Source organism: Lentilactobacillus senioris DSM 24302 = JCM 17472 (assembly GCF_001436555.1).
Taxonomy (GTDB): Bacteria; Bacillota; Bacilli; order Lactobacillales; family Lactobacillaceae; genus Lentilactobacillus; species Lentilactobacillus senioris.
This window is the reverse complement of record NZ_AYZR01000004.1, coordinates 48,257-60,594: the sequence shown is the minus strand read 5'-3', so window position 1 is coordinate 60,594 and position 12,338 is coordinate 48,257. Positions and strand designations below refer to the sequence as shown.

Annotated in this window: 14 protein-coding genes; 10 read left to right on the top strand and 4 right to left on the bottom strand. The window is 40.8% G+C overall.

The genetic code is table 11. From position 1 onward, the window contains the following. Positions 1–38 precede the first annotated feature (38 nt). Entirely contained in the window at positions 39–641 is a 603-nt protein-coding gene (gene ribB, locus FC56_RS00620) for a 3,4-dihydroxy-2-butanone-4-phosphate synthase (RefSeq protein WP_056977297.1), read from the bottom strand. 237 nt (positions 642–878) lie between these two features. Between ribB and FC56_RS00615 the strand changes: the two genes are divergently transcribed. The 7 genes from FC56_RS00615 to FC56_RS00585 all read left to right on the top strand — a co-directional run bounded on the left by FC56_RS00615 (position 879) and on the right by FC56_RS00585 (position 6,281). After that, positions 879–1,706 (top strand): PfkB family carbohydrate kinase, encoded by an 828-nt coding sequence (locus tag FC56_RS00615; protein ID WP_056977295.1) that lies wholly within the window; start codon positions 879–881, stop codon positions 1,704–1,706. Between the two features lie 13 nt (positions 1,707–1,719). Next, positions 1,720–2,283: a TIGR01440 family protein gene (locus FC56_RS00610; RefSeq protein WP_056977293.1), complete on the top strand. Its 564-nt coding sequence runs from the start codon at positions 1,720–1,722 to the stop codon at positions 2,281–2,283. Beyond that, positions 2,283–2,780 (top strand): ECF transporter S component, encoded by a 498-nt coding sequence (locus FC56_RS00605; RefSeq protein WP_056977291.1) that lies wholly within the window; start codon positions 2,283–2,285, stop codon positions 2,778–2,780. The genes FC56_RS00610 and FC56_RS00605 overlap by 1 nt, the downstream gene beginning before the upstream one ends. Positions 2,781–2,910: 130 nt before the next feature. After that, the gene (locus tag FC56_RS00600; protein WP_054671110.1) at positions 2,911–3,408 is read left to right on the top strand and encodes an NAD(P)H-binding protein; all 498 of its coding nucleotides are present in this window, start codon (positions 2,911–2,913) and stop codon (positions 3,406–3,408) included. Between the two features lie 165 nt (positions 3,409–3,573). After that, positions 3,574–5,043, top strand: a complete 1,470-nt coding sequence (locus tag FC56_RS00595) for an ABC transporter substrate-binding protein/permease (protein WP_056977289.1) — start codon at positions 3,574–3,576, stop codon at positions 5,041–5,043. After that, positions 5,036–5,779 (top strand): amino acid ABC transporter ATP-binding protein, encoded by a 744-nt coding sequence (locus FC56_RS00590; protein ID WP_056977287.1) that lies wholly within the window; start codon positions 5,036–5,038, stop codon positions 5,777–5,779. The genes FC56_RS00595 and FC56_RS00590 overlap by 8 nt, the downstream gene beginning before the upstream one ends. Before the next feature lie 115 nt (positions 5,780–5,894). Beyond that, positions 5,895–6,281 (top strand): hypothetical protein, encoded by a 387-nt coding sequence (locus FC56_RS00585; RefSeq protein WP_054671101.1) that lies wholly within the window; start codon positions 5,895–5,897, stop codon positions 6,279–6,281. A 61-nt stretch (positions 6,282–6,342) separates the two neighbouring features. Here the strand turns inward: FC56_RS00585 and FC56_RS00580 are convergent, their stop codons facing one another. After that, complete coding sequence (locus tag FC56_RS00580; protein ID WP_056977285.1) at positions 6,343–7,584, bottom strand: competence/damage-inducible protein A; 1,242 nt, start codon at positions 7,582–7,584, stop codon at positions 6,343–6,345. A 139-nt stretch (positions 7,585–7,723) separates the two neighbouring features. Between FC56_RS00580 and FC56_RS00575 the strand changes: the two genes are divergently transcribed. After that, entirely contained in the window at positions 7,724–8,845 is a 1,122-nt protein-coding gene (locus FC56_RS00575; protein WP_056977283.1) for an NADP-dependent oxidoreductase, read from the top strand. 25 nt (positions 8,846–8,870) lie between these two features. Further along, positions 8,871–9,299, top strand: coding sequence for a hypothetical protein (locus FC56_RS00570; RefSeq protein WP_054671096.1), 429 nt, complete (start codon positions 8,871–8,873; stop codon positions 9,297–9,299). 36 nt (positions 9,300–9,335) lie between these two features. Here FC56_RS00570 and FC56_RS00565 read toward each other — a convergent pair whose 3' ends face one another. Beyond that, the gene (locus tag FC56_RS00565; protein ID WP_056977281.1) at positions 9,336–9,911 is read right to left on the bottom strand and encodes a DUF4811 domain-containing protein; all 576 of its coding nucleotides are present in this window, start codon (positions 9,909–9,911) and stop codon (positions 9,336–9,338) included. A 201-nt stretch (positions 9,912–10,112) separates the two neighbouring features. Here FC56_RS00565 and FC56_RS00560 point away from each other — a divergent pair, with 201 nt between their 5' ends. Next, positions 10,113–11,060, top strand: coding sequence for an aldo/keto reductase (locus FC56_RS00560; protein ID WP_056977279.1), 948 nt, complete (start codon positions 10,113–10,115; stop codon positions 11,058–11,060). A 198-nt stretch (positions 11,061–11,258) separates the two neighbouring features. On the opposite strand, the gene FC56_RS00555 is transcribed toward FC56_RS00560, so the two are convergent. Further along, entirely contained in the window at positions 11,259–12,194 is a 936-nt protein-coding gene (locus FC56_RS00555) for an alpha/beta hydrolase (RefSeq protein WP_056977277.1), read from the bottom strand. Between the last annotated feature and the right edge of the window lie 144 nt (positions 12,195–12,338).

Genomic DNA, 12,338 nt, shown 5'->3' with positions numbered 1-12,338 from the left:
AAAAAGATTTCCCACCATTTACTGGTGGGAAATCTTTTTTAGTTTTGCTGATTAAGATAAGCAATTAAATCATCGATAGTGATCATGGTAAAGCCATGTTCATCGGAGAAATCCACTAATTCTTGCCCCTTGGCCATGTGACCATCAGGTTTGATAATTTCACAAATATAAGCAACTGGACTATCACTGGTTAATTCCGCTAAGGCAACGCCAGCTTCGGTGTGACCATCTCGTTCCTTAAGTCCACCAACTGCGGCATGTAATGGGAATACGTGGCCAGGATGATAAAAATCAGCAAAGGTAGATTTAGGATCAGCCATTTGCTTGATGGTGTCTGCCCGATCAAAGGCAGAAATTCCAGTACTGGTAGTTCTAGCATCAGCGCTGACTAAGAAGGGAGTCCCAAATGCATCATTGTTGACGTCCGTCATTCGGTCTAGCCCTTGGCGCTCAGCCCATTCTTCAGTCATTGGTACACAAACCAAGCCACGGGCTAAGGTGATCATGGTATTTACTGTCTCTGGGGTGGCGTATTCTGCGACCCCTAATAAATCTCCTTCGCCTTCTCGATCTGGGTCGTCAGCGACCACGATTAGTTTACCAGCTTTTAAATCTGTTAATGCTTGTTCTATATTATTCATGGAGGTCATCTCCTTTAGATGCTTGACTAAATGTTACAGCGACCATTACATTATAAAGATAAATGGGGTACTATTCAAATTAAAGTCATTTTCAAAGTAGCTATGACAAATTAAGTATACTTTTCACAAATATTCCTTAAAGGAATTATCCCTGGAATTACTATCACTAAGCTAGTTAAATGAGCTATAATATTACCAGTTGGTGAAAAAGTTAGCGAGTGTTTGAAAGGATCTTAAATGGCAAAACAAATAACAACTCTTATAGCTGAGGATTTGTCGGCAGTTGGTAATATTTCAATGACGGAAGCTCTTCCGATTTTGGCAGCTTTTGGCCAACGACCAGTGCCGTTGCCTACGGTAGTTTTGTCGGCGCAAACCGAAGGATTAGGAGAGCCAGCTAAGTTGCAGACAGCCAGTTGGCTAGAACAGACCAATCAACAATGGCAGGAAATTACTGATTTGCGGTTTGATCAGGCATTGATTGGTTACGTGGGTAACGTGGCTGCGTTGACGGCTGTTCAGCAACTTTTAACTACCTGGCAGCCAATGGAAGTGGTTTTGGACCCGGTGTTAGGAGATCATGGGAAGCTTTATCCGGGACTGGACACGAATTATGTGTCGGCCTTAAGTTCATTGTTAGAGTTGGGGACGGTCTTAACGCCTAATTTAACCGAATTAGAAATTTTGAGCGGCGTGAATCTAACGGTCGTGGATAATGAGTATTTGCAGCGGGCCCTTCAAACGTTAAACCAAAAGTTGCCGAACCCTAAGCAAATCATTGTGACTGGGGTTAAGCGCAAAAATCAAATAGGTAGTTTTTGGTTAGCTGACGGTAAGCTACAATCTTACTTTGTTAAATACTTACCTCGCCATTTTAGTGGTGCTGGAGATGCTTTTGCGGCGATTTTAACTGGTTATCTAGGTCGTGGATCAACTTTAGCAGATTCAGTCCAACAAACTATGAATACTTTACAATTAGCGATGAACGCTACGTTAGAATCGGACTATGACTCCGGTCTTGACCTAGTGAATGTATTACGGGTAATTACAAACGGTGAAAAATAAGGAGCAGTGAATAATGGAATTAGCAGATATTCAAGCAGATATTAGACGAGTAATGGACAATTACTTTGAATTAGTAAACTTTCCTAAGGGAGGTTTGTTTGTGGTAGGTTGCAGTACTAGTATGATTCGGGGTCACTGGATGGCGACCGATTCCAGTCTGCAAGTTGGTGAAGTAGTGTTTAACACCCTCAATGAATATGCCCAAAAATACGATTTTGATTTAGCTATTCAAGGTTGTGAACACATTAATCGGTCACTTTTAATGGAACGTTCAACAGCCACAAAACATAATTTTGAACAAGTGACGGTAGTTCCTGCCTTACACGCCGGAGGGGCTACTTCTGTTGCCGGCTGGCAAGCCATGAATGATCCAGTTGAAGTAGAACACATTGTTGCCGATGGCGGAATTGATATTGGTGGAACAGAAATTGGGATGCACGTGCGATTTGTTCAAGTCCCAGTTCGCTTGACTGAAACTAAAATTGGTGGCGCCCATGTAGTGGCATTGACTTCACGGCCTAAGCTAGTAGGTGGACAACGAGCTAAGTATGATTTTACTGAGGCTAATTTGAAATAATGGTAAAACAACGATCAGAACTTCGACAAATGATAATCGCTGCGGTTTTAATCGCTGTTAATGTGGTGGTCAGTCGGGTATTTGTGATCCCGGTCCCGATGACTAATGGTTATTTAAATCTTAGCGATGGTTTAATTATCGTGGCCGCTCTTCTCATGGGCACTAAATGGGGAGCAGCGGTTGGGGGCCTTAGTGGCTTTTTGCTAGACCTGTTTGCTGGTTACGGACAATACATGTTTTTTTCGTTGATTATCCACGGACTAGAAGGTTTGGTGGCTGGTTCTGCCCTTCACTTTGAAAATAAATACGTTAGATTTTTAATTGTAGTTGCTAGTGCACTGTTGATGGTAGTTGGGTACTGGCTGGTGGATACGTTCTTGTATTCTCCTGCTGCAGGGCTAGCCGGAATTATTCCGAACTTATTTCAAGCGGGAGCAGGAGTATTGGTAGCTTTAATCTTGTTGCCAATCTTTAGGGACCGGTTAGCAATTAAATAATAATTAAGAGTTGGATACTTAGGTATTCAACTTTTTTAGTGGGAAAAAGGTCATCTCAAGACGAATCGCTTGCGTTGAAACCAATTATTAGGCTTAAATAAAGATAGTTAAAATTAATGGGGGTTAAGAGATGACAAAACTATTAATTATTGGTGCTAAGGGGTCTTTGCAGCAAGCGGTAGCAGCAAACGTATTAGCTGAATTAGAAGCTGAAATCACACTATTTGATCAAAACTTGAATTTAGAAGATGTTACCAACGAAATGAGAGAAAAGGTAGTTACTGGTGAAATTAGTGATGAGCCATTATTAGCTAGTGCCATGCGGGAGCAAGATATTGTGTTCCTGGCAGTTAATGGTAATAATCAAGCAGTAGAAACTATTATTAATCAAATGAAACAAGCTAAGGTAGAACGGTTAATTCTAGTTTTACCTCGAGAAATTAGCAATGAAGTGGCAATTAATGATACAGTAGAAAATTCTGGCTTGAATTATACAATTTTACGACCGGATTGGTTACCGTTAGACGTGGCTAGTCCAGAAGAGGTCCGCCATCAAATTGCCCAAATAGCAACCCGGATCGTTCAAGATCCACAGAACTATCAAACCGAAAGTATGGAAATTAATTAGATTAAAAAGCTTTGATAAGGTTAAACTTGTCAAAGCTTTTTTCATGCATGTTTTCAGGGGCGTTTTATTATTTATGCATAAAAATGGCTTTTTATAAAAATATATTGCATAAATAATCATAAAGCTTTATACTCAATTCATCAGTTAACGAAATGAGGAAAGCTTATGAAAAAGAGAATTGGTTGGCTATTAGGATTAGTAACAATTCTAATAGCAGGGCTGACGTTTCAAGTTCAGTCTGTATACGCAGATGACTCCTTAGCCCAAGTTAAGCAAAAGGGAGAAATTGTAATGGGGACGTCGCCGGATTATCCGCCATATGAATTTGAAGCGACTGAAAACGGCAAGACTAAAATTGTCGGCATGGATGTCGAAATTGCTAAGCAGATTGCTAAGGATTTAGGAGTGAAGTTAGTGATTAAAAAAATGTCATTTGACTCACTGTTAACCGGTTTGCAAACTGGAAAAGTCGACATGGTAATTTCAGGAATGAATCCCACCCCGGCCAGAAGAAAAAACGTCAGCTTTTCTGACGTTTATTACCAGGGTGGTTACTCTATTTTGGTCAATAAGACTGATAGTTGGCGGTACAAAGATAAGAATTCCTTTGAAGGCAAAACCGTGGGTGCTCAAACCGGAACGACGCAATACGTAGAATCCCAGAAACAAATTAAGGATGTGAAGGTTAAAGGGATGACTTCAGCAGCTGATTTGGTTTTGGCGTTGCAAAGTCATAAGGTTAACGGGGTGGCGATGGAGAAGCCGACCGCAGAAGCCTACGTGGCCAACAATAAATCCTTAGTGGCCGTTCCTAGTCACTTTGACCTGAGTTCATCAGCTACCAGCTCAGCCATTGCTTTTCCCAAAGGGGATAACACTTTAGTGGCGGCAGCTAATAAGTCGATCGCCAAAATTAAAAAAGCTAATTTAATCAAAAAAGAGTACTTGCCAGCGGCTGGTAAGTACATGAAAACTAACACGGTAAATACTTCGATGTGGCACTACTGGAAGGCATTTGCCATTGGGGTGGAATACACCTTAATTATTACCGTTTGTTCTGTCTTTTTCGGATTCATTATTGGAGTCATTTTGGCGCTGTTGAGAAGATTGCGTGGCAACTGGTTTAAGGATCTTATTCGTTGGCTAGCAACTGCTTACGTGGAATTTATTCGGGGCACACCGATGATGGTCCAAGTAATGTTTGTGTACTTTGGGTTAGGAGTGCTAGTGAATATTCCAGCACTATTATCTGGGATCATCGCGATTTCCTTAAACTCGGGAGCCTACGTTGCTGAATATATCCGGGGTGGAATTAACTCCGTGGATCCAGGCCAAACCGAAGCGGCTAGAAGTTTAGGATTATCCAGCGCTAAAACGATGCGCTACGTGGTTTTACCGCAAGCGGTGAAAAATATTTGGCCTTCTTTAGGAAATGAATTTATTACCTTGATTAAGGATAGTTCGATCGTGTCCATCATTGGGGTGACCGAATTAATTTACCAGTCCAACATTGTCCGTTCCGACACGTATCGAGGAGTAGCGCCCATTTTCGTTATTATGGTAATTTACTTCATCTTAACGTTCACGGCGTCACGGATTTTGAATCACTTTGAAAAGGGGATGCAACATGACTAAAACGATGATTGCAGTTGATGATTTAACTAAAAACTACGGCAAAAAAGAAGTCCTTAAAGGAATCACCGAACATGTGGATCAAGGCCAAGTGATTGTAGTGATTGGACCTTCTGGAAGTGGGAAGAGTACCTTTTTACGTTGTTTGAATTTACTTGAAACACCAACCAGCGGAACGGTAAGCTTTGAAGGTCAACAACTAAACGGATTAGCAGAAAAAGACCTCGATCAGCTACGTGAAAAAATGGGGATGGTATTTCAAAGTTTCAATTTGTTTGCGAATATGAATACGTTAGAAAACGTTAAGTTAGCTCTGATGAAAGTCAAAGGACTGAGCGATGCAGAAGCCGATGAGATCGCCAAAACTCAATTGGCCCAAGTAGGGATGCTAGAGTTCGCGAACCAGTTTCCGGATAGTTTGTCAGGTGGCCAAAAGCAACGGGTAGCAATTGCTAGGGCATTAGCAATGAATCCGGAAGTAATGTTGTTTGACGAACCCACTTCCGCATTAGATCCCGAAATGGTGGGCGAAGTACTAAGTGTAATGAAGGATTTAGCCAATAACGGTATGACAATGGTGGTGGTTACTCACGAAATGGGTTTTGCTAAATCGGTGGCCGACCAGATTTGGTTTATGGCCGATGGTTACGTACAAGAAACGGGTAGTCCGGAAGCTTTTTTTGCTAATCCACAAACCGAACGGGCACAGGATTTCTTAGGCAAATTATTAAATGTCTAGTGATGTTAGCGCCTAATCTTTAAAATTGACCCTTACTAGGGGGTCCCATATAATGACTTATATAAACATGTTGTCTGTAGGTTGTTGTGAACGGCATTTGAAAGGGGAGAGAACAATGGCAATTAACGCAAGTCCATCCAAGATGAACAAGGGTAATAACGCTGATATTGTTTCTGGTTTGAGCTATTTAAGTATTTTCTTCTTACCAATTATCTTTCCAATCATTACCTGGATCGCCGGCCGGAAAAATAAGGAAGTAGTAGCTAACTCAAAAATGGCACTATTGCTCCACGTGATTCCGGTGGCACTTACAGTAGGGCTCATGTGGTTAATGAATACGGCTCAGATTTATGCCATTGGGTCGTGGGTTGCTTGGGTTGATACTCCATCAACTACCGCAATCTTTTTCATCCTAGCTATCGCTGCTTTCTATATTATTAATATTTATATGGGAGTAAGAAGGATGCTAGGTCTCCACAGTCCTAGTGGAGAAGAAGGGTAACGAATAAGTTTCATCCTGCAGGAGATCAAAAAAACACCGCCATTGGCGGTGTTTTTTATTGTTATAAAATGTGTTGGCGAATGAGGTTAAATGCCCGGAGAACAGAACGTTCTCGCACAGTATTTCGATTACCTGGTAAATGAAACAGTTGAGCGATAGTTGGCTGATCCTTGACCGCTAATCCAATCCAGACCGTCCCAGCAGGTTGACCTTCTAATGGATCAGGACCTGCTGCTCCAGTAAATGAAACAGCGATATCAGTATTCATTTGTTTTCGAGCTTGTTCAGCCATCCAGATGGCAGTTGCTTCACTGACAACTCCGTTAGTTTCGATAACGTTAGTCGGAATGGCCAATAATTGTTCTTTGGCTTCGTTGGCATAAGTGACAAAGCCACCTGGAAAAATGGCGGAGACTCCGGGAATGGTAGCCAGGGTGCTTTGGAATAACCCAGCTGTTAAACTTTCTGCGGCGGTAATGGAAATATCTCGCTTAATTAATTTTTGGACAACCTCGTTAGGTAGAGAATTGTCGTCACCATATCCGTAAAAATAGGCCCCTACCCGTTGTTGAATCTGGCTTTCTAGAGCATCTAACAGTTGGTTGGCTATTACTTCATTGGCAGCTTTGGCGGTCAATCGAAGAGTAACTTCGTTAGGTTTAATATAGGGAGCTACAGTGGGATTAGTTTGGTTAGCAATCAAATCATCGATTTTAGTAACTAATTCGGATTCTCCAATTTCGGTGAAACGCAACACCCTTGAAATTAAAAATTCATCACGGTGATAGGCGGCTTTCAAAGCAGGAATGGCGTAATGATCAAACATCCAACTCATTTCCTTAGGGGGGCCTGGTAATACTAAAACGTCGGGTCCATCAGTTTGCTGGTAAAAACTGCCGACGGCATAGCCCACATCATTGAGTAATTTAGTGGAATGATCTAAGTACATAGCCATTTGTTGGTTGTTAGGTAATGGTTCAATCTGTGATTGTTGGTAGTATTGATCTAATTTGGTCATTGTGAGGGGATCAGCGATTAAATCAGTATGTAAAAATTTAGCGACAGTTTGCTTAGTTAAATCATCAGCGGTGGGACCTAAGCCGCCACTCATAACAATCAGGTCACTTCGAGTGGCTGCTAGATCTAGGGCTTGGGTTAACCGGTTGGCATTATCACCCACAATGGTGTGATAGTAAACTTCAATTCCTAAATCAGCTAATCCCCGAGCTAGGTACGCAGAGTTAGTATCTACAATTTGTCCCAGCAAGATTTCTGTGCCAATTCCAATAATTTCTGCGTGCATAAGCGCTCCTTTGGTAAGTTTTATTTTTAAAGCTAAGTATATTCTGAGGGCAATAAAAGTCAAATGTTGGTAATTCTTTAAATATCAGGTTCGATAAATACGGTATAATGATTCATAGATTAAAAACAGGAGAAATACTATGAAAGCCGCTCAAATTAAACGTTACACTCACCGTATTAAAGCCAACATTGTTGATGTTGACATCCCAGCTTTACGTCTTAATGAAATTCTAGTGAAGGTAGTTTGTGCCGGTGTCAATCCGTTAGATGTGATGGACATGACGGGCCAATTCAAGTTGATTCAAAAATTCCCAATGCCACTTAAACTAGGAAATGAGTTTTCTGGAGTGGTAGAAAAAGTGGGACAGCAGGTTACTGACTTTAAAAAGGGGGATAACGTTTACGGATTATTGCCGATGAACCGGTTGGGTTCCTTTGCTGAATACGTGGTAATTAATGAGCGCGATTTAGCTCCAATGCCGGCTAACGTTACTTTCCAACACGCTGCCACAGTACCATTAGATGCTATGACTGCAGTGCAAGCGGTTATGGAAGAAATGAGTGCTCAAGCAGGGCAAAAGCTGTTCATGCCTTTAGGTAATGATGGCTTGATTAATTTGGTATTACCGTTGGCTAAACGGTTAGGTGTAGAAGTTAACGTAGCTGGAGATAGTCGATTAAAAGAACCACTGTTAGCAGCCGGGGTAACTCAATTTATTGACATGGCTGAAGAAAATTATTGGGAAGTAGCTCCTAAATCTGACATGATTATTGATACGATAGGAAGCAGTGAATTTCGCCATGAATTAGCAGTGGTTAAAGCTGGTGGGCAAATCGTTAGTCTGCGGATGAATCCTAACGAAAATTTTGCAGTGGAACACGGAATGCGGCCCGATAAGCGAGTATTATTCTCAGTGATGGGTGCTAAGTATGATCGGTTAGCTAAGGAACAGAATGCGCGTTACCGGTTTTTATTTGTCCGCTCAGATGGTAAACGGCTTCGTGAAATTACTAAGCGCATTCAAAGAGAGGGCTTTAATCCAATAATTGATCCTCACGAATTTGACTTAGATCATATCAATGATGCCTTGCAATTAGTGGCTAAAGGGACCACCTTAGGAAAGGTACTAGTTAATGTTAGTCAACCTAAGCCTAAGGATAATCCACCTAAAGAAACTATGGAAGAAGAAAAGCCAGTAGTGGAATCGGAAGAACCAGTGGTTGTTACCCCGGATTCCGCTACCGAATTACCAGAGAAATAATTTGTAGTGAAAAGGAGAAGTACCAATGGAAACTGAATTGATGAATCAAGCCTTGCAAGCAGCTGACAGATTGGCATTGAGTACTTCACTTGCTAACTTGGCAGATGTAAAAATTGTAAATTTTGTGTGGTATCAGGATCAACCTGGAGTATTATACTTTGCAGCAAAAAAGAACAGTGCAGCCATCGCTGTTTATGAACAGCACCCAGATGCGGCGTTAGTTACTATTCCTCGTAATGAAATAGAGCATTGCCCGTCAGTTCGTTCTCACCACGTAAATATTGAGCACGCTACTCAATCGATGCTGGACCTATTACCTCGCTACTTAGAGTTAATCCCGGGTTACCAAAAAATTTGGGATGCCTCGGGTGAATCGTTAGAGGCGTTTGAAATTAAAATGTCATCTGCGGTAGTGAATAATGATTTGGGAAACAAGCAAACTTATCGGTTCTAATTAAAAACAGCCGTCCACTAATTGTGGCGGCTGTTTTTAATATGTGGCTATTTTGGCCTGTTTAATTTGTTGTAGGGTATTAGCATCCAATAAATGTTGCTGCTTAGCTTCAGTGATGCTCATTTCAATCCAACTAGAGTTAATATTGAAGTAGTATGACTTGTGATCGAATTGGTTATTATTGTGTGAAAAATCAAACCAGAATTGACTATTGGACGAATTGTAGATCCAGTACCCCGTTTTAGTGACCAGGCTAGCGGGTTGCTCGATAATGGTTACCTTAGTAATTGTGGCTTGCGAATCAGTTTTAGAAATTGTGGGTTGATTAGGATATTGTTTGAAATAATAAACCCGCTTTTGATTATTGGGAGCGCCATCGTCGTACAGTAAAATTCTGGGATGATTAGCGATTGGAGAATAGAGCATACTACCACTAGAATCAATGAAAACATGCATCCCGTAATGGTTTTGGTGGTTAGTAGCAATTAAGTAACTAACCACTGCTAGTAATATTAAACTGACGCTGATAATAATTGAGCGAAATTTCCATTTACGGTGAAATAAATACCCAATCAGAATCAGGATTAAAACAACTCCAATTCCAATTAACATGTTTGATCTCCTCTTAAAAATGCTGCTTTATTATTATTACTGAAATTAAGTGATTTGACCAGCATAAGGTTGTGAATGTTAGTGATTTTTAAGGGTCGTTACCGTTACTTGACTTTTATTAAATTGGTAAAAGGGATTGGGTTATTGAAGTTGGCTCGGTATAATAAATCTTAAAATAGCGATTACAAGGAGGAAATTGGGATGACACAAGCAAACGTAACCATTGGTAAGAGTGACGTGGAATCAACACCGTTAGGATTGGGAACTAACGCAGTCGGTGGGACGAATCTTTTTCCAAATTTGCAAGATCAAACGGGGATAGAGGTTGTTAAGGCCGGACTAGATAATGGTATTAAATTATTAGATACCGCCTATGTTTATGGGCTAGGCCATTCCGAAGAATTAGTTGGACAAGCCATTAAAGATTATGATCGGCATTCTTTTGCATTGGCTACTAAGGGAGCCCATGATTTTAGTAGTGGTAGTGAGGTAATTAATAACGATCCTGAATTTTTAACTGCTCAAGTGGAAGCCAGTCTTAAACGCCTTCAAACTGACTACGTGGATATTTACTATATTCATTTTCCGGATGACAATACCCCGAAAGCTGAAGCGGTTGGAGCTTTGCAACGGTTAAAGGAACAGGGGAAAATTCGGGCGATCGGTGTTTCTAATTTCTCACTAGCTCAAATCAAAGAAGCTAACGCTGATGGTTATGTTGATGTAGTGGAAGATGAGTATAGTTTATTGCATCAAGAAAATGCTCAGGTAATGATGCCATATTTAAAGGATCACCAAATTAGCTTTGTACCTTACTTCCCACTGGCTTCGGGATTATTAACCGGAAAATATACCAGCGAGGTAACTTTTGCAGATGGTGATATTAGAAGTCAGATGCCAGACTTTACTGGCGAGCGCTTCAAACAGATTTTAGCGGCGGTAGATCAACTACGACCAATTGCAGCTAACCATAATGCTAATGTGGCTCAGGTAGTTTTAGCCTGGTACATGCAAAATCCGTTAGTTTCGGTTGTCATTCCGGGAGCTAAACAGCCAGAACAAGTTGTAAATAACGCTGCTGCCATGCAAATTGAATTAAGCGTGGCAGAATATGAAACGATTGTTAAAGCCTTTGCTGCTTTTAAATAAACTAAAAGAAAAAGAACGCGACTATTGCGTTCTTTTTTCATTGGTACTCAAAAGTACCCGTGACGTTCAGCACTTTATCTAAAACGGCTTCGGCACTCAATTAACTCACCTAACCACAAAATAACAGATAGTGGCATTCGCCGAACTACCTGCTATTTTTAGGTTAGAAACTCGTTAGTTCCCGAGTCCCTCAGCACTCTATTCAATTAAATACTCGTCCAAAAATTCCTTAACTCTTCGGCGGTATTCCTCTGGATTAATCCAAAAACTTTCTGCATGCGCGGCATTAGGAACAATCCATTTCTGTTTAGGCCCCTTAGTGGCGGCATAATTTTCATTGACCATTTCGGTAGGTACGTAGGTATCTTTTTCACCGTGGATGAAGAAGATAGGAAGCTTATTATTAGCTAGTTGGTTAATAGAAGATACTTGCTTTAAATTAAATCCTTGGCGGCGTTTATTAATTAAGCTTACAGCTGGTACAATTGGATATTTTGGCATGTGGTAGAGTTGCTTTAATAGGTAGGTTAATTCGCTATTAATATCAGAATAACCACAGTCAGCAATGATTAATTTTACTTGTTCTGGAAGTTTCTCACCGCTTAACATCTCTACCGTGGCCCCACCCATAGAAACTCCGAAGAGCACAATCCGGGTATCAGCGCCGCCATAGTTGATAATTTTGGTGATCCAATCTAAATAATCTAAGCGGTCTAGCCAGCCAAAAGTAATATATTTACCAGCAGAATTACCGTGGGCTCGACTATCAGGAAGCAATACGTTAAAGCCCAATTCATGAAACATTTTAGCGTAATTAGCCATAGTTTCACCGTTACCTTTGTAACCATGGGCAATGATCACCGTGTCATTACTCTCTTGATCGGCGGGGACGAAAATGGCACTTAATTGCTCATCAGTATTGCCATTTAAATGCCAGATTCTAGTCGGCTGGGTATGAAGCCAATCAACGTAGCCATAGTAATCAGCAGCATATTTTTGCTTTTCTTCAGAGGTGGGTGGGACTTCGTTAACCCGGTTAAAAACAAATTTATATAAACGTTCGGAAGCATCTAGTAAGCCGGTTGCCGTAATAAAAGGAAGGGCAATCGCGGCAGCAACGGTTTCTTTTTTCATGTTAGTTAATCCCCCTAAAGAGTTCTGAATTGCATATTATCAGTTTTAGCATGCATTTAGATTAAATTCAATGGATCTGCCTCCAACTTAAAAAAGGTTTGACGTCTATACTATATGACGTATAATATTAAATTGTAATTAATA